Here is a 20,423-nt window from a genome sequence, read left to right as displayed (position 1 = left end):
TGTTGTCTCCCAGATACTTTCAGCACGGCTCGGACATCGTGCACGGATACGTTTTAATGATACGCATCAGTCGCTATTCATCCAGAGCCGTGCGCGCGGAATGATCAGTCGAAGGTGACGACCACCTTCTCCGCCGCGCCCGGGGTAAGGGTGAGTTCGAACGCGTGCTCGACCTCCGAGAACGGCACCCGGTGGCTGATCATTTTCGCGAAACGCTCGGCGTGCTCGGCGATCTCGGACGTCACCTCGAAGATCTCGGTCGGATAGCCCTGCGAGGCGATGATGACCATCTCACTGCGCAACATCGCGCCGATGTCGATCGGCTCGGGCTGCTTGTGCATGGCCACCACGATGAGCTTGGCGCCCCACTTACCAGTGCGCAGCGCTGTGTTCACCACTACGGCCGCACCCGCGGCATCGATATAGACGTCGGTGTCGGGACGCGTCTGGCCGAGCGCGTTGCGAGCCTGTCCGTGCAGTTCCAGCAGCCGCGCCGGAACATCCTCGGTCGAGGAGTCGATGACCGCGTCGGCCCCGACGGCCAGGGCTGTCTCGAGTCGCGAGGCGATCACATCGGCCACCACCACATGCGCAACCCCGCGCAGCTTCAGCCAGATCACCGCACCCAGACCGATCGGCCCGGCGCCGAACACGACCACCTTGTCGCCCGGACCGGCCCCGGATCGGTTCACGCAATGCCGCGACACCGCCATCGGCTCGTTCAGTGCGGCCACCTCGAAGGGCACCGAATCGGGCAGTACCGCAACACTTTTACCGACGACCGCGTTCTCGATCAACAGGTATTCACCCATCCCGCCGAGCGCGCCGCCGCAGCCGATGATGCCCGAGGGCGCGGCCTGTGGGTTGACCACCACGTGGTCCCCGGCCTTCAACTCGGTCACCTCTGCCCCGACCTCGACGATCTCACCGGCCGGTTCGTGACCCAGCGGCAGCGACCGCAACGCGCCACCGCCGAGTTCATTGCCGAGCGCGTCGATGGGCGTGCCGCCCATGTGCAGGAAGGTCACGTCGGTGCCGCAGATCCCGCAGGCCCTGATCTTCACCAGGGCGTCGTTCGGGCCGGGGACGGGACGTTCGACCTCGACAACCTGGATCGCGTCCACGTCGCCGGTCCGAACGAGTTTCATCGAGGACATCTGTGCCTGCTTTCTGACGGACGATGGTTTGACCGCTTCCCACAATTCACCCTCCGACGTGCGACGACGAGGAGGCGCAGTCCCGAACCGATGGTGTAGCGGCCTACACTATCGCCGGCTCACACCAGTGCGACCCCGCCATCGACCTGCAGCACCTGGCCGGTCACGAACGCGGCCTGCTCCGAGGCGAGATAGACTGCGGCAGCGCCGATCTCGTCGGAATACGCCTGCTGACGGGGCAGTGCCGTCGGCCGCCCGATCGTGTGCAGCTCTTCGGGCCGCTCGCGCAACGCCTTGCCGAACAATCCGGAGTCCGGGTTGTACCGGCTGCCCGCGCTGAACTCCTCCTGCGGGTCGCGGGGCCGAGTTCCGTAGGGGGCCACCGCGTTCACCGTGATGCCCGTCTTGCCCAGTTCCAGCGCCAGTACCCGGGTGAAGGAGTGCACCGCCCCCTTGGCCGCGGAGTAGACCGCCATCAGCGGGTCGCCGATGATCGCCGACATGGACCCGATGTTGACGATGCGCCCGCTGCCCTGCTCGATCATGTGCGGGAGCATCGCATGCGTGCACAGCAGGGTACTGAGCACGGTGATATCGAGATCGGCGCGCCACTGCGCGGGTGTCGTGGAGACGAACGGCCCGAAATCGCCGTTGCCGCCGACATTGTTGACCAGCACGTCGACCCGCCCGAACCGGGCCAGGACCGCATCGGCCATCCCCCGCACCCGATCCTCGTCCGTGACGTCGGCGGCGTGCCACAGCACGTCCGCCGCACCCCGTTCGCGGGCCTGCTCGGCCACGCGCAGACCCGCCTGTTCGTCGCGGCCGACCACGACGACGCTCGCTCCCTCCTCGGCGAACGCGAGTGCGATCCCGCGCCCGATATTGGCCGTCGCCCCCGTGACGACCACGACCTTGCCCGCCAGTCCGGTATCCATCGAACATCCTCTCGCCCTGCGTATTTCGATACTGCGTACGCCGTTTCGATACGGCTACATCAACGAATACCCGCCGTCGACCGTGATCGTGGTACCGGTGACGTACGCCGAACCCGGCCCCGCCAGGAACAGGTAGACGCCCGGCAGATCGGCGGACCGGCCCCACCGGCCGAGCGCGGTGTGCCCGGCGATATCGCTCTCCCGTTCCGCGTCACGATGCCAGTGCGCACCCACACCGGTGTCGAACCAGCCGAGCGCAACGGCGTTGACGGTGATCGCTCGCGGCCCCAATTCCTGTGCGAGGGCCTGCACGAGCGCATGAGCGCCACTCTTGGACGCCGCGTACGCCGCCAGCCCACCACGCGGGCGAGTCCCGATCACCGAGCCGGTCACGATGATCCGCCCGCCCTCCTGCATCGCCGCGGCCGCAGCGCGCGCACCGAGGAAGGCCCCGGTCAGATTGACGTCGATGATATCTCGCCACACCTGCGGATCGGTCCGCTGGACCGACGAAACCTGTGGCGACACACCGGCATTGGCGATCCAGACATCGACGCCGCCGAAGCGCTCGGTCATGCGTTCGGTGACCGATTCGTTGAATCCGTCGGCACGCACGTCTCCCGGGCACACCAGCGGCTCACCGTTCAGCGAATCCGCCACCTCGCGCAATGCCTCGGCCGACCGCGCCACCAAACCCAGTCGCGCACCAGCGGCGTCGAATGCCGATGCCAGGATGCGTCCCAGTCCCCGGCCCGCGCCGGTGATCACCACGCGCCGACCGGCCAAGCCGGTAATTCCGATATCCATATCCACACTCCGCACACATTCGATCACTGGACCGGTCGGTACATCACTGCGAAGCTAGCACAGCCCGCCCATTGATTGTACCGACCGATTGTTCTAAAATTGAGTCCCGGTCAGAAATACGTGACCCGTTCGCGGCCGGATGGATTCGCCCGCAGCAGTGCGCGATCACCGCGCACACGCCCCGGCAACGGCGCCGGAGGACGGCCCCGACGATGTGGTGCTGGGGGCGGATCCGGGCCGCATGAGGACAACGCGAAGGAAGGCCAGATGAGGATCGGAGTCGTCACCGAATCGGTGGCCGAGGAAACACGGGTCGCCGCGACCCCCACCACGGTGGGACAGCTGGTGAAGCTGGGATACGACGTCGCGGTCGAATCCGGCGCGGGCGCGCGGTCGGGTTTCTCCGACGGGGCATACGCCGATCACGGCGCGGAGATCGTGCGCACCGACGCGGCCTGGGACTGCGACATCGTCCTGAAGGTCCTCGCCCCGGCCGAGCACGAGATCCCGCTGCTGCACCACCAGGCCGTGCTCGCCGGATTGCTCTCTCCCGCACAGCAACCCGAGTTGCTGGACACCCTGGCCGCGCGATGCGTGACCGCACTGGCCATGGATGCCGTCCCCCGCATCTCCCGGGCGCAATCGCTGGACGTGCTGTCCTCGATGGCGAATATCGCGGGCTACCGGGCCGTGGTCGAGGCCGCGCACGAGTTCGGCCGCTTCTTCACCGGCCAGGTCACCGCCGCAGGCAAGGTGCCGCCCGCGAAGGTCCTGGTCGCCGGTGCGGGTGTGGCCGGACTCGCCGCCATCGGGGCCGCGAGCCGGTTGGGCGCGATCGTCCGGGCCACCGACCCGCGCCCCGAGGTCGCCGAGCAGGTCGAGTCGGTCGGCGGCACCTATCTTCCGGTCGAGATCGACGAGCGGATGGACTCCGCCGACGGCTACGCCAAGGCCACCAGCGAGGCCTACGACCGGCGGGCGGCGGAAATATATGCCGAGCAGCTGCGTGAGGTGGACATCGTCATCACCACGGCCCTCATCCCCGGACGCGCGGCGCCGGGGCTGATCACGGCCGCCGATGTCGCCGCGATGCGACCGGGCAGCGTCATCGTGGACATGGCTGCGGCGCAGGGCGGTAACGTCGAAGGTTCGGTGGCCGGGGCGAAGATCACCACCCCTGGCGGCGTGACGATCATCGGCTATACCGACCTCGCCGGCCGACTGCCCGCACAGGCCTCTCAGCTGTACGGAACCAATCTGGTCAACCTGCTGAAACTACTGACCCCGGGCCAGGACGGCCACTGCAGACTCGACCTCGACGATCCGGTACAGCGCGGTATCACCGTCACCCATCACGGCGAAAAGCTCTGGCCGCCACCGCCGGTAAAGGTTTCGGCAGCTCCGCGAACCACGTCCGAGACGATCGCGGCGGACCCCGCGCAAGAGCGGACCCCGCGCTTCGGCACGCGGAGCAGATATGCCCTCGGCGTGCTCGGAGTGCTCGTACTGTTCGCCGCCGTCGCGACCGCACCCAGCCCACTTCCGCAGCACATCACCGTGCTCACCCTCGCGATCGTGATCGGCTACTACGTGATCGGCAAGGTGCATCACGCACTGCACACACCGCTCATGTCGGTCACCAACGCGATCAGCGGCATCGTCGTGGTCGGCGCGATGCTGCAACTGTCCGCCGACGATACGGCGGTACGGATCCTGGCCTTCGCCGCCGTACTCGTGACAACCATCAACGTCTTCGGCGGATTCGCCGTGACCCGACGCATGCTCGGCATGTTCTCGAAGGACTGATCGGCCCATGACCATATCCGGCGCGGCCACCGCCGCGTACATCATCGCCGCCCTGCTGTTCATAGCGAGTCTCGCAGGCCTGTCCAGGCACGAAACAGCGCGTCGCGGAACGAGTTTCGGCATCACGGGCATGACCGTCGCACTCGCGGCCACCCTCGTGCTGATCGTGCACGCCTCCGACCTGCCGGCCGTCGCGCTGTTCGTCGTCGCCGTGGCACTCGGCGCGCTCACCGGACTGACCCGGGCCGCGCGCGTCGAGATGACCGGCATGCCGCAGCTCATCGCGCTGCTGCACAGCTTCGTCGGACTCGGTGCGGTGCTGATCGGCTGGAACGGGTACCTCGGGCCCGGCCCGGTCGCGGACAACCTGGTCCGCATCCACGATGCGGAGGTGTTCATCGGCGTCTTCATCGGCGCGGTCACCGTGACCGGCTCGCTGGTGGCCTTTCTGAAACTCTCCGCGCGGATCGGATCCGCACCGCTGATGCTGCCGGGCAAGAACATCCTGAATCTCGGTGCGCTGGTGGTGTTCGCCGCGTTGACCGCGTGGTTCGTCGCCGCGCCGAATCTCGGGCTGCTGATCGCGGTGACCGTACTGGCCCTGGTATTGGGCTGGCATCTGGTCGCTTCCATCGGTGGCGGGGACATGCCCGTGGTCGTCTCGATGCTCAACAGTTATTCCGGTTGGGCCGCAGCGGCTTCGGGGTTCCTGTTGAACAATGATCTGCTCATCGTCACCGGTGCGCTGGTCGGATCCTCGGGCGCGTACCTGTCCTACATCATGTGCACCGCGATGAACCGCTCGTTCCTGTCCGTGATCGCCGGAGGGTTCGGCATCGAAGCGAGCACCGGCGTCGATACCGAGTACGGCGAGTACCACGAGACCAGCGTCGCCGAGGCGGCCGAACTGCTGGACGGTGCGAGCTCGGTGGTCATCGTGCCCGGCTACGGCATGGCCGTGGCCCAAGCCCAGTACCCGGTCGCCGAACTCGTCCAAGCACTGCGCGGTCGCGGGGTACAGGTGCGGTTCGGTATCCACCCTGTCGCCGGACGACTACCCGGCCATATGAACGTGCTACTGGCCGAAGCTAAAGTCCCCTACGACATCGTGCTGGAGATGGACGAGATCAACGACGACTTCCCCGGCACCACAGTCGTTCTCGTCATCGGCGCGAACGACACCGTGAACCCCGCCGCCCAGGAGCCGGGCAGCCCGATCGCCGGAATGCCGGTCCTGCGGGTCTGGGAGGCCGACAACGTCATCGTGTTCAAACGCTCCATGGCCGCCGGATACGCGGGCCTGCAGAACCCACTGTTCTTCCGCGACAACACCCGCATGCTCTTCGGCGACGCCAAGGAACGCGTCCAGGACATCGTTCGCGCACTCGACCGCGAATCCGTCCACTGAACCGAGCGCCCCACTCGCGCTGACTCGGGTGGGCTCGGGGCCCTTCGCTCCGAGCCCATCTGGACGCTCGCGCTGACGACCAGCCCGAGGTGACCGCATCGAATATGATGCGGCGCAGGCCAATCCCGTGATCATCGCATCAGCTCGAAGTCGACCGCGGACACGACGAAGCCCCGCCCGGATGAGGAGACGGGGCGGGGCTCGTCGCGCAACGACTGTGAGGTCAGCCGTTGGCGGGCGCCGGGGCCGGAGCGGGCGCACCGCCACCGGCCGCGGACTTGGCCTGCAGCGCGTTGAAGGTGGTCACACCCGCGTACACACCGGCCGGAACGGCAGCCGCCGCACCGCCCAGCACCGCGCCCAGACCGCCCATCGCGGCAGTGCCGAATATGCAGCCCGCCACAGCGGCCGGGATGCTCAGCGTTCCGGCAGTCGGAATCGCCATGAGCGAGCCACCGGTGACGGCGCCCAGCGGGCAGCCGATGGCCGAGCCGAGCACGGAGCCGGCGAGGACACCGGGACCCGTGGCGATACCCGCTGCCTGGTTGCCGGCCTCCCAGGCCGCATGCAGGTTGGAGTTGAAGTCGCCGCCCGCGGGCTGCGCGGGAGCCTGATCGACCGGCTGGGCAACCTCGACAGGGTTGACGGGCGCGGTGGCGACATCGTCGGTCGGTGCGGCCGCACTCGCGGTGCCGGCCGCGCTCACGACCGCCATGGCGGCCAGTGCGGCCAGGGCCGCGACCTGAGTCTTGTGGTTCATGAACAGCTCGTTTCTAGGATTGCGGGCTCTGCACCGGCTGGGCGATCAGACCATTGGAATGCAGCTCGGCTGCCGCCGCGGGCCAGGCCGCGGCCGCAGCCGGAAGGCCGGTCACGGCGCTGCCGATGGTGCCACCGACGAAGCCGATGGCGCCGGCGCCGATCACGCAGCCACCCAGGGCGCCCAGCGGGGTCAGTGCGCCCGCGGAGACCACGGCGCTGAGCGATCCACCGGTCACCGCGCCGATGCCACAGCCGAGGGCCGCACCGGCGACCGAACCGGCGACGCGGCCGGCGGTGCTGTCGTTGTCGTACGCACCGGCGACCATGTTGAACGCCTTGGTGTACTCCGCGGCCGGGTCCACCGGTGCGGCGGGCGCCGCGGGCTGTGCCGGAGCCGGCTGTGCGGCATCGGCGGATGCGGGGGTCGCGCCCACCGTGGCGGCGGCTACCGCCGCGGCGGCGACGGCCGTGGCGAGCACACCGGCTCGCGCGATACCGGCGCTCGGACGGGAACTGGATTCTCCGCGGTCCGCCGCGGACGTTTTGATGTGCATAAAGCCACCCCTCATCGGGTTTCGAAAGGATCGACCCGAAGTGTGACCACCCACACATTCGCTCACGGAGGGTTTCCCACTGACCGGAAAGTGCGGCGCGGAGGTGATCTCCTCCGAGACCCCGTCTCGCTCAGCGGCAATCGCGTGGCAATCGAGCGGTTCGGTGATCGCCGGTGTCCGCATATCGTCACGCCGAGAGCACGATTGCGCCGACGATCCGAGGTTACCGGGAATTCGGTCGGCGACCTGCGGCCCTCCTGGGAACGCTCCCCTCGTCCCATTGACCGGAAAGACGCCGATGACGCCCCCGTTTCGTTCCTAGTCTCGAGAGCAGCGGTGAGCGCGGCCGAACCGCGCTGTTCTCGCAGGAAAGGCCCTGGCGGTGTGGAGGTTCAAGCTCGGCATCCGTGCCCGCATCATGCTGATCGCGCTCGTCCCGAGCATCGCGCTCGCGGTCATCGGCGCGGGCACCGCACTGACGCTGATCGGCAAGGCCCAGCACGCCAAGCATTACGCACAATCCCTGGCCGGGAGCGCGGGTGCGAATACGGCGATCAACGCCGCGCTCGAACAGGAGCGCATGCTCTCGATCTGGAACCTGGCCGCTACCGAACCCGATCCGCAGGCACTCGCGGCAGCCCGCAACAGCGTCGACCAACTCATGCGTGGACTGTCGTCCACCCTCGAGGACGCCCGAAGCTCGACCGCGGGCATGAATTCCGAACTCGCCAACTTCTTCCGCGCGATGCGCGCACTGCCGCCCACCCGCACCTCGATCGACGCCCGGACGATCGGCGTGCAGCAGGCCTACGAGTTCTATTCGAATATGCTCGGCGGCACCGACCGTGACGCCGAACAGATCGTCGCGGCATTCGCGCCCGACGCGACGAGCGCGGCCCAACTGGAGGGGTCGCTGCGCCTGTATCGGACATTGGAGGCGATGTCCCGCAGCAGTGCTCTGCTCGCCGCGCCCGTCAACGGACGGGCCCTGCCGCCCAATCTGGCGAGCGAACTGCGCGATCTGGTCGGTTACTACCGCATGGAATTCGCGAAACTGGTCTCCAGCGGGGTCATCGACGCCCAGCGGGCGGCGGCGATCACCAACGGCGCCGCCTGGCGGACCGTCACCGACACGGCCGATGCCGTTCTCACATCATCCACCGGAACCGCTGCGGCACAACGGTTGCCGGTCGGTCCGAGAGTCTGGCGCGATGCCGCGACCGAGGTAGCCAACCAGCTGCTCACCCTGTTCGACACCGAATTCCGCAGTGGCGAACAAGATATCGCGTCGAAGGCCGCGCACACCGAGCACACCGGATTCCTCGCGGGTGGTGCGCTGCTGGCTATCACACTGCTGGCCTTCCTGGTCTCCCTGGTCCTGGCGAGCCGGTTCAGCGGCCGGCTGCACAGATTGCGACGGGAGATACTGACGCTCGCGGACGAGAGCTTGCCCGAGGCCATGCGCTCCGTGCGCTCCGGCGAACCCGTGAGCGGCGAAAAACCGGATACCCGACTGGATTTCGGCTCGGATGAGATCGGCCAAGTGGCCGATGCGTTCAACCGCGCGCACACCACGGCGATCGAGGCCGCGATCACCGAGGCGCGCACTCGCGAGGGCGTACGCAGGGTGTTCCTCGCCATCGCGCGCCGCTTCCAACTGGTGATCCAGAAACAGCTCGGCGCGCTGGACGAGGCGGAGGCGCAGCAGGAGGATCCGGCGCTGCTACGGACGTTCTTCGAGATCGATCATCTGGCGACCCGCGCCCGCCGCAACGCCGAGAATATGATCATTCTCGCCGGAGCGCGTCCGGCCCGGCAGTGGCGCCGGCCCGTCGCGCTGCCGGATCTGTGCCGCAGCGCGGTCAGCGAGGCCGTCGATTACACGCGGGTGCACCTCGGCGCGATGCCGGAGGCGCGAGTGGTCGGCGGAGCCGTCGCCGATCTCGTCCATCTGCTGGCCGAACTGATCGACAACGCCGCCTTCTTCTCTCCCCCGCACATGCGGGTGGAGCTGACCGCGGGCCTGGCCGGCCAGGGCCTGGTGATCCAGGTCGAGGACCGAGGTGTCGGCATGACCGGCGAAGCGCTACAGACCTACAACCGAATGCTCTCGGAGCCACCGGATTTCGACCTCACCGACCTCGGGACGGATTCACGCCTCGGCCTGTTCGTGGTCGCCCGGCTCGCGGTACGCAACGGACTGTCGGTCCAACTACACGAGACCGACTACGGCGGCATCCGCGCACTCGTCCTGGTCCCGGCCGCATCGCTCGCTTCGGACGATCGGCACGATACCGGGACGCATCGCCCCCGGGGCGTCACCCAGATTACCTCGACCGATCGGTATACTAAACCGGGCGCGGTCCGATCATCGGGCGCGGTCCGATCGGAGGCACCAGGTGACCAGTGAAAGCACATCCGCCCCGGTGCGGATAGAACCCCATCCGGCCGAGCCGCGCCTGGGCATCCTGCACATCGACCGACCGCCGGTGAACGCCCTGGATCAGCGGATGTGGGATCTGCTCGAGGCGCACGCGCGATCGTTGCACGAGGACACCGGCTACCGCGCAATCGTGATCACCGGCGACGGGAAGCATTTCGCGGCCGGGGCGGATGTGAAGGAAATGGCCGATCTGAGCGCCGAGGCGTTCGATCAACGGAACCGAGTGTTGCAGAACGCCTTTCATCTGCTGGCCACCGCGCCGCAGATCATCGTCGCCGCGATCCGCGGCTACGCGCTCGGCGGCGGATGCGAGCTCGCGCTCGCCGCGGATTTCCGCATCGCGGGCGAAAGCGCATCCCTCGGGCTACCTGAGATCACCCTCGGTATCATGCCGGGATCCGGTGGCACCCAACGTCTTTCCCGCACGGTCGGAGTGTCCCGCGCCAAGGATCTCATCCTGTCCGGCCGCTTCGTCGCCGCCCGAGAGGCACTGCAGATCGGCCTGGTGGATCAGGTGGTCCCCGACGCCGACGTCATCGATGTCGCGAGCGAGCGAGCACTCGTGTATGCGCGGGGCCCGATCGCGCTGCGCTACGCCAAACAGGCCATCGACGGCGGCATCGACCTCCCGATCGAGCAGGGCTTGGCCCTCGAGGCCGACCTGATCACCCGCTGCTTCGCCAGCGAGGACGGCCGGCACGGACTGCGCAGCTTCCTCACCGACGGCCCCCGCAGGGCGCGATTCAACGGCCGCTGACTCAGGCGGCCATATCCGCCACGATCTTGTCCACGGTCTCCGCGGCGCATCGGCGGTTGTCCCCGAGACCGCCCTTCGCGCCTCGCTTGGCCCAGCCGACCACGTACAGCCCGGCCAGTGGCGCGCCACTGTCCGGGCAGACCACCCGTCCGCCGCCGTTGGATACGACACCGTCCGGGCGCATCGGCACTCCGTCGAGCACCGCCGCGGTGAAACCCATGGCGCACACCACCGAATCCGCGGCGAACACCCGGCCGGTCGCGGTGACCACTCGCACTCCGGAACCGGTGGGGCGGCACGCGACCACCTCGTTCCCGAAGGACAGGGTCACCGTGATCCGCGCACCGGCGGCGGAGTCATCAGCGACCCGGGCGGAAAGCAAGCGCCGCAACGGATCCGGAAGGAGTTCCGCGTCGCCGTCCACGACCGGCGCGGCGCCCAGTTCGGGGAGTTCGTGCATCGCCGATGCGGTGAACGAGGGCGACGTTGCCGCCCCCGACGACGGCAACGTCCGCGCCCTGCATCAGCCGAGCCGAAACTCCCTGCGCAGCGGCCTCGTTCGCCGCCGCCAGCACGTCCAGGGCCTGATGCGCCGCGGGCGCCGGCGACCCGAACCCGCGCGGTATGGACGCACCGTGCGCAAGTATCACCGCATCAAAGCTTCGCCGCAGCTCGGCGATCGACACCCGCTCCCCCACCGAAACATCGCAGCGGACCTCGACTCGGCCGTCGCCGAACGGAATATCGAAGAGGCGCAGCATATTCCGCACACCCTCGTGATCCCGCGACACCACGGTACGCAACAGCCCGCCGACCTCGGCGCATCGCTCGAAGACGGTGATCCGCGCGGTACTCGATCGTTGCAACAACTCCCGGACCGTGTACATCGCGGCCGTTCCGGCACCGACGACAGCGATGCGCGGCGTCCTGGACGACCACCGGAAGGCTCGCGCGATATCGGGCCGAGCCGGGCCGATCGCCGTCCGGTGCGGTACAGCATCGAATGACACGTCGCTGACCTCAGCATATCGACGTTCGGGGGCGGTCAGCAGCTCGAGCGGTTTGATCGCGTCGGCGGGGCATGCCTCGACACATGCCGAACAGTCGATGCAGCCGACCGGATCGATGTACAAATGCTCGACGGTCTCGAACTCGGGAGTGCCCGGCAGTGGCCGGATGCAATTCTGCGGACAAACCCGCACACAGGAAGCGTCCTTGCAGCAGTGACCGAGGATCACGTGGGCCATGTGCTCATCACCGCTCAGAGTAGGTTGGACTTCGAATAGATCCAGCGCGTCAGGGAATTGAGCAATCCCTCTTTGTCGAGAAAGACGATCAGAGGTTCTGCCGCTCCCGCAGCTTCTCCCGCGCGAATGCCATATGTCGCGATTCCTCGACGACATGCACTGATTAGGTGATCCTGACCTCTATCACACTGGAGATCGTCCCACGGCTCTCATCCCATCGAACGGAAACCGGGCATCCGCAGGTCCATGGGCCGGCGACTGCGGAGCCCGGTGCCCGCCGCCACGCTCAGTGGTCGAGCCCCTTGTCCACAAGCACGCCGAGGATCGAACGCCCATGGGCCAGTTCGGCCTCGAACGCGGCCTGATCGACCGGCTCGGCGAGGATGCCGTTCAGGAACAGCTCACAGTAGAAGCCGGCGAGTTCGGCGACCGTCAGGCCCTTGCGGCGGTCGAGCCACTGATAGGTGTAGTTGTGCAGATTCAGGAAGGTGAGCATCGTCAGCTCGAGATCCCGGACACGCAGTGCGCCTTGACGTTCGCCGTCGGTGAGCACCGACAGAATCTGCGATTCGAAGCATCTGCGCTTTCCCCGGAACCGGACCCGGTGTTCGCCTCGCAGCTCGTGATATTCGTGCAGGAACACCCGGACGTGGTCCTGCCGGTGCACGATCTGGCGAAGCAACGATTCCGAGAGCAACCGGAGCCGGGCCTGAAAACCTATGTCCGCGTGCACGATCGCGGACGCCTCGGTGAGCAGGGGATCCATGACCAGGTCGTGGATCTCGGCGAGCAGTGCCTCCTTGGAGCCGATGTAGTAGTAGAGCGCGCCGCGGGCCAGCCCGGCGGCCTCGCCGATATCCGCGACTCCCGTACTCGCATAACCATTTCGGGAGAACAGTTCGACCGCGACGTTCACCACCTGTTCGCGCTTGCGGTAGTAGCGCGCGGTCTTACCCCGCTCGGTTCGCGTTGCCGTCATGATCCCGTTCCCCTCGCCATCCCTCATCGTCCCGTCCGGCGTGCGCCGATACCCGACGCACCCCGGACAGGCCCTCACCCGACCCTCGTACCAGCGTTCAGACCGTCGCCACCGGCGTGAGCGGGCTGCCCATCGTTCCGGGCAGCCGCAGCGGCGGCGCGGTGAGCAGGAACCGGTTACGGTTGTGCTCACGCAGCCATTTCGCCAGGTCCGAGGTCCACCACAGCTCGCCGAGCGGAACGCCCAGCTTGAACAGGCACAGGTGGTGGATCGGCAGCAGCGTGTGCGGCTCCTCGCTGGGCCCGGGCCAGCCTTCCACGGCGTAGTTGTCCGATATCAGTGCCGAGATCTGCGATTCGTCGATCCACTGCAGCAGCGATTCGTCCTCGGCGTCCAGGTACGGGAACATCGCCTGGATCTCGGGTCCCGGGTTCTTCTCCCAGGCCATGATCTGGTCGCAGAAGCCGGTGTGGAAGATGAGCATGTCACCCGGCTCCACGACCACGTTCTGCTCGGCCATGAAGCCCTGCAGCATCTTCAGGTCGACCGGCTGCCAGTCCTTGCCGAGGCTCGAGACGTCGACCAGCACGCCGCGCCCCTGCACACCGTGCGCGGCCATATGCTCGAGGCCCAGGTTCTGGGCGTACGCGATGCTGCCGCTGCCGTCACCCTTGGCGTCCTCTTGCGGACCGACGATCTCCACACCGGCTCGGAATCCGTTGTAGTACACCGGTTCCGCGACACCGTCGGCGTCCGCGTCGAACAGCGCGCCCTGATGGGCCAGACCGTCCCACTGGGTCGAGTACTGGAGCCACAAGGTCACCATGTCATCACTCCACAGATCGATGAACGTCGGATCGATCTTGTCCTTGGCGATCACGTTGTAGAACGTGTCCTGGTTGTGCGCCAGATCTTCGGTGGGCCGCAGGATCGGCGGGTAGCGCCGCTGGTTCATGGCGCTGCCGCCCGGGTAGTCCAGCGGCAAGCTCAGACTGAAACTGATCCCGTGCTCGATCTCGCGAACGCCCTGCAGCACTTTTTCCGGGGTCAGCAGGTTGATCCGCCCCAGCTGATCATCCTCGCCCCAGTCACCCCAGGTCGAGCCCGGCGGCCGCTGCTTCCATCGCTTCGTCACGGATGGTCCTCCTTCTGTCAAAACAGTCCGCATCGACTGAGGTCCCCATGCTATTTTGCATTGTACCGATCGGTCAACGAAATGAACCAATCAGGAGTAATCGATGAGCGAACCAACGGCGGCGGAGGTCGCGGCCGGTGTACGTGCGACCATAGGCGCACATACCCAGGCGCAGGACGCGGGCTGGATCGAGATGGTGGTGGCGCAGTACACCGCCGACGCGGTGCTCGAGATGCCCGGCATTCCCCCATTCGAAGGACAGGCGGCGATCCGCGAGGCGTTCAAGGGCTTCGCCGAGCAGATCGTCTCGCCGACCCGCCACCTGCTGGCCAACACGCTCCTGACCTCGTGGAGCGCGGACGAGGCCACCGCCGAAAGTGACGCCGCCCTATTCGTGCGCGGCGAGACCGGCTGGGGCGTCCAGCTCGTCGGCCACTACGTGGACACCCTGCGCCTGCAGGACGGCGTCTGGCGATTCCAGCACCGCAAGACCACCTTCGAAACATAAGATCCGTTCCGGGAGAATATCAATGAGCGAAATCACCCTCGCCGACGTCACCCACGGCGTCCAGACCGCGATCGCCACGTACACCCAGGCGCTGGACAACGGCCGCACCGACGAACTGGTCGCCACGTTCGGTCCCGACGCCACCACTGAGATCGACGGCGTGGGCACCTTCCAGGGCCACGACGCGCTCCGGGAGGTCTACGCCGGAATGGTCCCGACCGCACCGCAGCGGCACCTTGTCGGCAACACCGTGATCACATCCTGGACCGCGGACGAGGCGGAGGCCACCAGCAATCTGGTCTTCCTGCTGCGCGGCGAGAGCGGCTGGGCCGTACAGCTTCTCGGACGTTACGAGGATGTGCTGGTCCGCGACGGGGACACCTGGCTGTTCCGCAGCCGGAAGCTGTCCCTCACGATGTAAGCGTATCGACTCGATAGCCGGCCGGACCACCGCGCCCGGCGGTGGCCTCGGCGGAATTTGTTCCGGCGAGGCCACTTTCGAAATCCGGCACCACACACCTGTACGGCGGCCGCATGCGCCATTGATTGTATCGACCGGTTGTTCTAAAATTTAGCTGTTCAGCCGCCGCGATCCGACGACGGTCGTCGAGAAGGAGTGATCATGACACTACGAGGCAGGAATGCCGTCGTCACCGGCGGCGGCCGCGGTATCGGGGCCGCCATCGCGACCGTACTCGCGGAGAAGGGCGCCGCGGTCGCGGTGTGGGATCTGGATGCCGAGAGCGCGGAGAAGACCGTCGCGGCCATTCAGGCCGCGGGCGGGACGGCGGTCGCGGTGGTGGGCGATGCGGCCGATATCGACGCCGTCGCCGATGCCGCCTCGCTGACCCAGAGCGAACTCGGGCCCGTCACGATCCTGGTCAACAACGCGGGAATCAATGCGGCCGAACCGTTTCCGATCATGAGCGAGGACGCCTGGGACCGCATGATCCGGATCAATCTCAAGGGACCGTTCCTGGTCACCCGCGAGCTGGTGTCCGATATGCTCGCCGAGGGATGGGGCCGGATCATCAACATCTCCTCGTCCTCCGCGCAGACCGGCGCGCCCGGGATGGCCCACTACGCCGCCTCCAAGGGCGGGGTCATCGGCCTCACCAGGGCGCTGGCGATGGAATTCGCCACCAAGGGCATCACGGTCAACCATGTGCCCCCGGGTTTCATCGACACACCGTTGACGCGCGCCACGGTCAACGTCGGCGCGGTCGCGGCGTCGATGCCGATGCAGCGGGCCGGCAGTCCGGAGGACATCGCGTACGCGGTGGCCTATCTCGCCTCCGAGGAGGCCGGGTACGTCACCGGGACGACGTTGAGCGTGAACGGCGGGCGTTATCTGATCTGAAGTTCCCGCAATGCCACAGTGCCGGGCGAGATTTCGTTCTCGCCCGGCACTTTCCCCATTCGGCGAATATCAGGGCTGAAGTACCACCTTGCCGAACAGCTCGCCACCCAGCATCGATGTGAATGCCGCGCGGGCATCGGCCAGCGGCAGAACCGAATGAATGGGCGGGTGAATATCGTTGTCCGCCACGAACTTCACCAATTGATCCAGATCATCGCGGGTGCCCATGGTAGTCCCGATGATTCGCAGCTTCGCCATGTAGACCCGTTCCAGATCCAGCGGCGGATTGCTGCCGGAGGTCATCCCGGCCACCACGATCGCGCCGCCCGGACGGACCGCCTTGAGCGAGTGCGCCCAGGTCGCCGCGCCCACCGTCTCGAGTACCGCATCGACGCGTTCGGGCAGCCGGACGCCCGGCTCGAATGCCTGGTCCGCACCCAATTCGACGGCCCGAGCCCGCTTTTCGGCACTGCGGCCGGTCACCCAGACCCGCACGCCCGCCGCCCTGCCCAGCATGATCGCCGCCGTCGCGACGCCGCCGCCGGAACCCTGCACCAGGACCGTACTGCCCGCGCTCGCACCAGCGAGCACGAACAGCATCCGGTATGCGGTCACCCAGGCCGTGGGCAGGCAGGCGGCCTGCTCGAAGCTCAGCGACTCCGGTTTGGCGACGAGATTACGTCGCGGAACCGCGACGCGTTCGGCGAAAGTGCCGTCCACCAGGTCCGACAGGATCGTCACGCCTGGGTCGAGGATCTCCTCACCCGCCCAGTCCGGGTCGTTGATCAGCGCGTGGATGATCACCCCGCGACCTTCCGCGTCCACGCCCGCGGCATCGCAGCCCAGCACTCGCGGAAACGGTGCGGCCTTGGGCGTTCCGACGCCCCGCAACGACCAGATGTCGTGGTGATTGAGCGATGCCGCGCGCACCCGCACGACGGTCCAGCCCTCGGGCGCGACCGGGTCGGGATGCTCGCCCACGCGTAGGCACGACAGCGGATCCGCCGCGTCCACATCGGTTATCGTGGCCGCTAGCATCGCGCACCCAGTTCGGTCGGACGCACCTCGGTCACGAGGATCACCCGTTCGCCGACATCCATGAAATTCTCCTCGTCGACGCGCAGGACCGCGCCGCCCTCGCCTCGGTACCAGTCGGTCCAGACCCGCAGTCCGGCAAGGTCTTCGAACTCGAACTCGGTCACGCAGTCGTAGGCCGGATCGAGGCTCGAACGGCCGATGCGCACCGCATGGTCCTGTCGGTAGTTCTTGATCGCCGCCGCCACGTGCGCGGGAAGCAGGCGCGCGGCCAGCGGCGCGTGCTCGTACTCGTAGTATCGGCCGAATTCCTCGGCGCTGATATCCGGGCGGCGTTTGATCAGCACGATCATCTTGATCATGGTCAACTCCCTCACCGGAACGCCGGCACAACGTCGATTCCGCTGTGCCGGTTCCGGTTCCGCGCGCCTACTCTTCGATGCGGATGGCAAGCGCGGGGCATACCGCCGCCGCCTGCCGAACATCGTCGGCGAGTTCCGCGGGCGGGTTTTCGTTCAACAGCACCACGATGCCGTCTTCGTCGCGCTGGTCGAACACGTCGGCCGCGGCGGCGACGCACTGGCCGGCCGCAACGCACTTGTCTTCGTCGATAACGACTTTCATCTCATACTCCTGTCGGATTCAGCTGATCGGACTGGGGGCGAACAGCGCGTCGAGGATCTCCTGTCGGCGCAGCCGGGTCTGTTTGGGCATATTCCAGCCGAGGACACCGGTGACCAGGTCATCGGTGCGGTACACCGCGACGAAACGGCGCGCGGCCACCTCGCCCTCCACGACCTGCACCTCCGCATCGGGCCGCAGCACGCCGTGCACCTGGAGTTTCGCGTCGAACTGATCGGTCCAGAAGTACGGCACCGGGACGTACGGCTTGTCCGCACCGAGGATGTTCTCCGCGACGGCCACGGCCTGCTCGGTGGCATTGGTGCGGTTCTCCAACCGGATCAGCCCGAACTTCTCGTGCTCCCAGCGCGCGACGTCGCCGACCGCGTACACGCCGTCGGCGGCGCGGCAGCGCGCGTCGCACACCACACCGTTGTCCAGCCGAATCCCACTGTCCTGCAACCATTGCGTGCTGGGTATCGCGCCGATCGCGACGACCACCAGATCGGCGGGCAGTTCCTCACCGGTCGCCAACCGCACGCCGGTGACCCGGCCCTGGTGTTCCAGGAGTCCGCTCACGCCCGTTCCCAGTCGCAGGCGCACACCCCGTTCGGTGTGCAGCTCGCCGAGCACGCCCGCGACGAGCGGGCCGACCTGCATCGCCATCGGCGCGGACAGTGGGCCTGCGATGGTGACATCGGCACCGAGAGTTCGTGCGGTAGCGGCGATCTCGGAACCCAGCACACCTTCGCCGACCACCACCAGACGGACGCCTTCACCGAGCGCGGCGCCCAGCGCGAGCGAGTCTTCCACGGTGCGCATCACATGCACACCGGCCAGATCCGGCTGTCCGGGCAAGGTACGGGGACGAACTCCGGTGGCGATCACGATCGCGTCCGCGCTCAGGCTGCGCCCGGAATGCGTACACACCGTCCGGGATTCGACATCCAATGCCGTCGCCGGATCCCCGAGCAGGAATTCCGCCCCCAGGGACCGGATGTCCTCCGCGGACCGCAGCTGGGCCCTGTCCGGCTCCCAGGCGCCCGAGAGCACCTGCTTGGACAGCGGCGGGCGATCGTAAGGCATATGCCACTCGTCGCCCAGCACCGTGATCTCGCCTTGGTATCCCTTGCGCCGCAGCGATTCCACCGTGGACAGCCCGGCGGCCGACGCGCCGATTACCAGCACGTGCGCGCAGTCGGATTGACTCATGGACGACTCCTGTCTGGTTCTGCGGCGTGCGCCTCAGGCAATATTAGAACAATCGGTCGGTACAATCAACTGGATGTGAGCGACGCCCGTCCGAGCCGCTCGGCTCCGCTCAAACGTCGGTCTCGCGCAGATTGCGCTTGAGGACCTTCCCCGACGGCGTGCGCGGCAGCGCGTCGATATAGCTGATCTCGGCGGGGACCTTGTATTTCGCCAGACGTTCCCGGCAGAACTCCTGAAGCGCGACGGCGTCGGGCGAACTTCCCGGGCGCAGCACCACGAACGCCTTGGGCACCTCGCCCCAGCGCGGGTGCGACATACCGATCACGGCCGCCTCCAGCACGTCCGGATGCTCGTACAGCACCCGCTCCACCTCGGGAGTGGCGATGTTCTCACCGCCCGAGACGATCATGTCCTTCTTGCGGTCCTCGATGTAGAGGTAGCCGTCCTCGTCCAGCCGGCCGATATCTCCGGTGTGGAACCAGCCCTCGCGCAGAGCTTTTCGAGTGGCCTCCGGGTCGCGCCAGTATCCGGTCATCACCTTGGGGCCGCGCACGGCGACCTCGCCCAGCTCCCCGGCCGGAACCGGTTCGCCGTTGTCGTCGAGTACGGCGATGCGCACGTGGGCCACTGGGCGACCCACCGACCCGACCTTGGTGCGCATATGCGCCGGATCGTTCACGGTGTCGCCGGACACCGTCTCGGTCAGTCCGTACGCATCGGCGAACCAGGCCCGCGGGAACGCCTGGCCGATCCGATCCAGCAGCGGAATCGGCATCTTCTCGCCACCGCCGGTGATGAACCGGATCGAGGAGGTGTCACGCTCGAGAATGTCCGGAAGTTGCAGCAGAGCATTCATCATCGAAGGGGCCAGCCAGATGTTGGTCGGCCGCAGCGTCTCGATCGCGGCCATCACCGCGGCGGCGTCGAAGCGGCGCACCAGGCTCATCCGCCCACCGGCGTGCAGGGTGGCCAGGGCCGGCAGATCCATCCCGCCGACGTGGTAGAGCGGACCACAGACCAGGGTGTTGTCGGCGTCGGTGAGGCCGAATTCGAGGATGTGCGCGAGGTTCTTCCAGATCAGGTTCGCGTGCGAGATCATCACGCCCTTGGGCCGCGACGTCGTGCCCGAGGTGTACATCAGCCGTTGCAGCGCATCGGGTTCGACATCCACGACCGGAACGCTCGCACCGAGGTTCGGGGTCAGCAGGCTCTCGTATCCGACCCAGCCGCCGCCGGCCGCGTCGACGCTGAGCTTGTGCCGCAGCGCGGGGAGCTTCGACGCCAGATCGTCCACGCTGCCGGTGAATTCGGCCTCGGTCAGGATCGCGACCGCCTCGGAGTGTTCCAGGATGAACTGCCACTCCGCCGGGGACAGTCGATAGTTCAGTGGCAGCACGGCCGCGCCGACGCGGTTGGCCGCGAGCATGATGTCGACGAACTCGATGCGGTTGTAGAGCAGTACCGCGATGATGTCGCCCGCGCCCAGGCCGAGCTGCCGCATGGCGACGGCCAGAGCCTGGACGCGGACGGACAGTTCCGCGTGGGTGAGCTCACGATCGCCTTCGGACAGGGCGACCCTGTCGGCGTATCGGTGCGCGCTGCGATCCAGCACGGAGGCAAAGTTGAACATGCACGGCCTTGCTGTGAGGAGGAGAAACCTCGACGTTTTATGTACCGATTAACCTAATAAACTC

The 20,423-nt window shown here is 67.2% G+C and carries 21 protein-coding genes; 7 read left to right on the top strand and 14 right to left on the bottom strand.

All coding sequences use genetic code 11. The features are described from left to right. Positions 1–104 precede the first annotated feature (104 nt). The 3 genes from AC5WS7_RS00825 to AC5WS7_RS00815 form a co-directional block, all read right to left on the bottom strand. Entirely contained in the window at positions 105–1,148 is a 1,044-nt protein-coding gene (locus AC5WS7_RS00825; protein WP_495952375.1) for a zinc-dependent alcohol dehydrogenase, read from the bottom strand. Positions 1,149–1,276: 128 nt separating this feature from the next. Then, entirely contained in the window at positions 1,277–2,095 is an 819-nt protein-coding gene (locus AC5WS7_RS00820) for an SDR family NAD(P)-dependent oxidoreductase (protein WP_495952374.1), read from the bottom strand. Positions 2,096–2,149: 54 nt separating this feature from the next. Then, a complete protein-coding gene (locus tag AC5WS7_RS00815; RefSeq protein WP_495952373.1) occupies positions 2,150–2,902 on the bottom strand; it encodes an SDR family NAD(P)-dependent oxidoreductase in 753 nt (250 codons plus the stop codon). Between the two features lie 267 nt (positions 2,903–3,169). Here AC5WS7_RS00815 and AC5WS7_RS00810 point away from each other — a divergent pair, with 267 nt between their 5' ends. Both AC5WS7_RS00810 and pntB read left to right on the top strand, forming a co-directional pair. Continuing rightward, positions 3,170–4,708: a Re/Si-specific NAD(P)(+) transhydrogenase subunit alpha gene (locus AC5WS7_RS00810; RefSeq protein ID WP_495952372.1), complete on the top strand. Its 1,539-nt coding sequence runs from the start codon at positions 3,170–3,172 to the stop codon at positions 4,706–4,708. A 7-nt stretch (positions 4,709–4,715) separates the two neighbouring features. Further along, positions 4,716–6,116 carry a Re/Si-specific NAD(P)(+) transhydrogenase subunit beta gene (pntB, locus tag AC5WS7_RS00805; RefSeq protein ID WP_495952371.1) on the top strand — a complete coding sequence of 467 codons (1,401 nt, stop codon included), beginning with the start codon at positions 4,716–4,718 and terminating at the stop codon, positions 6,114–6,116. A 223-nt stretch (positions 6,117–6,339) separates the two neighbouring features. Here the strand turns inward: pntB and AC5WS7_RS00800 are convergent, their stop codons facing one another. Both AC5WS7_RS00800 and AC5WS7_RS00795 read right to left on the bottom strand, forming a co-directional pair. Continuing rightward, positions 6,340–6,876, bottom strand: a complete 537-nt coding sequence (locus tag AC5WS7_RS00800) for a hypothetical protein (protein ID WP_495952370.1) — start codon at positions 6,874–6,876, stop codon at positions 6,340–6,342. A 13-nt stretch (positions 6,877–6,889) separates the two neighbouring features. Further along, a complete protein-coding gene (locus AC5WS7_RS00795; RefSeq protein WP_495952369.1) occupies positions 6,890–7,432 on the bottom strand; it encodes a hypothetical protein in 543 nt (180 codons plus the stop codon). 382 nt (positions 7,433–7,814) lie between these two features. Here AC5WS7_RS00795 and AC5WS7_RS00790 point away from each other — a divergent pair, with 382 nt between their 5' ends. Together AC5WS7_RS00790 and AC5WS7_RS00785 are read left to right on the top strand one after the other, a co-directional pair. Further along, a complete protein-coding gene (locus tag AC5WS7_RS00790; RefSeq protein ID WP_495952368.1) occupies positions 7,815–9,842 on the top strand; it encodes a sensor histidine kinase in 2,028 nt (675 codons plus the stop codon). Beyond that, complete coding sequence (locus tag AC5WS7_RS00785) at positions 9,832–10,632, top strand: enoyl-CoA hydratase/isomerase family protein (RefSeq protein WP_495952367.1); 801 nt, start codon at positions 9,832–9,834, stop codon at positions 10,630–10,632. Before AC5WS7_RS00790 ends, AC5WS7_RS00785 begins: the two co-directional genes overlap by 11 nt. 1 nt (position 10,633) lies before the next feature. On the opposite strand, the gene AC5WS7_RS00780 is transcribed toward AC5WS7_RS00785, so the two are convergent. The 4 genes from AC5WS7_RS00780 to AC5WS7_RS00765 all read right to left on the bottom strand — a co-directional run bounded on the left by AC5WS7_RS00780 (position 10,634) and on the right by AC5WS7_RS00765 (position 13,993). Beyond that, positions 10,634–11,092: an FAD-dependent oxidoreductase gene (locus AC5WS7_RS00780; RefSeq protein WP_495953787.1), complete on the bottom strand. Its 459-nt coding sequence runs from the start codon at positions 11,090–11,092 to the stop codon at positions 10,634–10,636. Beyond that, the gene (locus tag AC5WS7_RS00775) at positions 10,992–11,879 is read right to left on the bottom strand and encodes an FAD-dependent oxidoreductase (RefSeq protein ID WP_495952366.1); all 888 of its coding nucleotides are present in this window, start codon (positions 11,877–11,879) and stop codon (positions 10,992–10,994) included. Before AC5WS7_RS00775 ends, AC5WS7_RS00780 begins: the two co-directional genes overlap by 101 nt. Positions 11,880–12,165: 286 nt before the next feature. After that, positions 12,166–12,858 (bottom strand): TetR/AcrR family transcriptional regulator, encoded by a 693-nt coding sequence (locus AC5WS7_RS00770; RefSeq protein ID WP_495952365.1) that lies wholly within the window; start codon positions 12,856–12,858, stop codon positions 12,166–12,168. A 97-nt stretch (positions 12,859–12,955) separates the two neighbouring features. Continuing rightward, positions 12,956–13,993, bottom strand: a complete 1,038-nt coding sequence (locus tag AC5WS7_RS00765) for a cyclase family protein (protein WP_495952364.1) — start codon at positions 13,991–13,993, stop codon at positions 12,956–12,958. A 103-nt stretch (positions 13,994–14,096) separates the two neighbouring features. Here AC5WS7_RS00765 and AC5WS7_RS00760 point away from each other — a divergent pair, with 103 nt between their 5' ends. The 3 genes from AC5WS7_RS00760 (at position 14,097) to AC5WS7_RS00750 (ending at position 15,861) form a co-directional block, all read left to right on the top strand. After that, entirely contained in the window at positions 14,097–14,501 is a 405-nt protein-coding gene (locus AC5WS7_RS00760) for a nuclear transport factor 2 family protein (RefSeq protein WP_495952363.1), read from the top strand. A gap of 22 nt (positions 14,502–14,523) precedes the next feature. Beyond that, the gene (locus AC5WS7_RS00755; protein WP_495952362.1) at positions 14,524–14,922 is read left to right on the top strand and encodes a nuclear transport factor 2 family protein; all 399 of its coding nucleotides are present in this window, start codon (positions 14,524–14,526) and stop codon (positions 14,920–14,922) included. A gap of 201 nt (positions 14,923–15,123) precedes the next feature. Further along, positions 15,124–15,861, top strand: a complete 738-nt coding sequence (locus AC5WS7_RS00750; RefSeq protein ID WP_495952361.1) for an SDR family oxidoreductase — start codon at positions 15,124–15,126, stop codon at positions 15,859–15,861. A gap of 69 nt (positions 15,862–15,930) precedes the next feature. Here AC5WS7_RS00750 and AC5WS7_RS00745 read toward each other — a convergent pair whose 3' ends face one another. The 5 genes from AC5WS7_RS00745 to AC5WS7_RS00725 form a co-directional block, all read right to left on the bottom strand. Then, positions 15,931–16,899, bottom strand: a complete 969-nt coding sequence (locus AC5WS7_RS00745) for a zinc-binding dehydrogenase (RefSeq protein ID WP_495952360.1) — start codon at positions 16,897–16,899, stop codon at positions 15,931–15,933. After that, on the bottom strand, positions 16,893–17,258 hold the full coding sequence (locus tag AC5WS7_RS00740; RefSeq protein ID WP_495952359.1) for an EthD domain-containing protein: 366 nt from the start codon (positions 17,256–17,258) through the stop codon (positions 16,893–16,895). The genes AC5WS7_RS00745 and AC5WS7_RS00740 overlap by 7 nt, the downstream gene beginning before the upstream one ends. A 67-nt stretch (positions 17,259–17,325) precedes the next feature. Continuing rightward, positions 17,326–17,520 (bottom strand): ferredoxin, encoded by a 195-nt coding sequence (locus tag AC5WS7_RS00735; protein ID WP_495952358.1) that lies wholly within the window; start codon positions 17,518–17,520, stop codon positions 17,326–17,328. 18 nt (positions 17,521–17,538) lie between these two features. Further along, on the bottom strand, positions 17,539–18,729 hold the full coding sequence (locus tag AC5WS7_RS00730) for an NAD(P)/FAD-dependent oxidoreductase (RefSeq protein ID WP_495952357.1): 1,191 nt from the start codon (positions 18,727–18,729) through the stop codon (positions 17,539–17,541). 109 nt (positions 18,730–18,838) lie between these two features. Beyond that, positions 18,839–20,359 carry an acyl-CoA synthetase gene (locus tag AC5WS7_RS00725; protein WP_495952356.1) on the bottom strand — a complete coding sequence of 507 codons (1,521 nt, stop codon included), beginning with the start codon at positions 20,357–20,359 and terminating at the stop codon, positions 18,839–18,841. Between the last annotated feature and the right edge of the window lie 64 nt (positions 20,360–20,423).

It is taken from the genome of Nocardia sp. PLKS1-43, from assembly GCF_059510335.1.
This window is presented reverse-complemented; position numbering and strand designations above follow the sequence as displayed.

Coding starts and splice junctions, on each gene's coding strand:
- AC5WS7_RS00825 (WP_495952375.1), bottom strand. CDS start 1,148: ATGAAACTCGTTCGGACCGGCGACGTGGACGCGATCCAGGTTGTCGAG.
- AC5WS7_RS00820 (WP_495952374.1), bottom strand. CDS start 2,095: ATGGATACCGGACTGGCGGGCAAGGTCGTGGTCGTCACGGGGGCGACG.
- AC5WS7_RS00815 (WP_495952373.1), bottom strand. CDS start 2,902: ATGGATATCGGAATTACCGGCTTGGCCGGTCGGCGCGTGGTGATCACC.
- AC5WS7_RS00810 (WP_495952372.1), top strand. CDS start 3,170: ATGAGGATCGGAGTCGTCACCGAATCGGTGGCCGAGGAAACACGGGTC.
- pntB (WP_495952371.1), top strand. CDS start 4,716: ATGACCATATCCGGCGCGGCCACCGCCGCGTACATCATCGCCGCCCTG.
- AC5WS7_RS00800 (WP_495952370.1), bottom strand. CDS start 6,876: ATGAACCACAAGACTCAGGTCGCGGCCCTGGCCGCACTGGCCGCCATG.
- AC5WS7_RS00795 (WP_495952369.1), bottom strand. CDS start 7,432: ATGCACATCAAAACGTCCGCGGCGGACCGCGGAGAATCCAGTTCCCGT.
- AC5WS7_RS00780 (WP_495953787.1), bottom strand. CDS start 11,092: ATGCACGAACTCCCCGAACTGGGCGCCGCGCCGGTCGTGGACGGCGAC.
- AC5WS7_RS00775 (WP_495952366.1), bottom strand. CDS start 11,879: ATGGCCCACGTGATCCTCGGTCACTGCTGCAAGGACGCTTCCTGTGTG.
- AC5WS7_RS00770 (WP_495952365.1), bottom strand. CDS start 12,858: ATGACGGCAACGCGAACCGAGCGGGGTAAGACCGCGCGCTACTACCGC.
- AC5WS7_RS00760 (WP_495952363.1), top strand. CDS start 14,097: ATGAGCGAACCAACGGCGGCGGAGGTCGCGGCCGGTGTACGTGCGACC.
- AC5WS7_RS00755 (WP_495952362.1), top strand. CDS start 14,524: ATGAGCGAAATCACCCTCGCCGACGTCACCCACGGCGTCCAGACCGCG.
- AC5WS7_RS00750 (WP_495952361.1), top strand. CDS start 15,124: ATGACACTACGAGGCAGGAATGCCGTCGTCACCGGCGGCGGCCGCGGT.
- AC5WS7_RS00745 (WP_495952360.1), bottom strand. CDS start 16,899: ATGCTAGCGGCCACGATAACCGATGTGGACGCGGCGGATCCGCTGTCG.
- AC5WS7_RS00740 (WP_495952359.1), bottom strand. CDS start 17,258: ATGATCAAGATGATCGTGCTGATCAAACGCCGCCCGGATATCAGCGCC.
- AC5WS7_RS00735 (WP_495952358.1), bottom strand. CDS start 17,520: ATGAAAGTCGTTATCGACGAAGACAAGTGCGTTGCGGCCGGCCAGTGC.
- AC5WS7_RS00730 (WP_495952357.1), bottom strand. CDS start 18,729: ATGAGTCAATCCGACTGCGCGCACGTGCTGGTAATCGGCGCGTCGGCC.
- AC5WS7_RS00725 (WP_495952356.1), bottom strand. CDS start 20,359: ATGTTCAACTTTGCCTCCGTGCTGGATCGCAGCGCGCACCGATACGCC.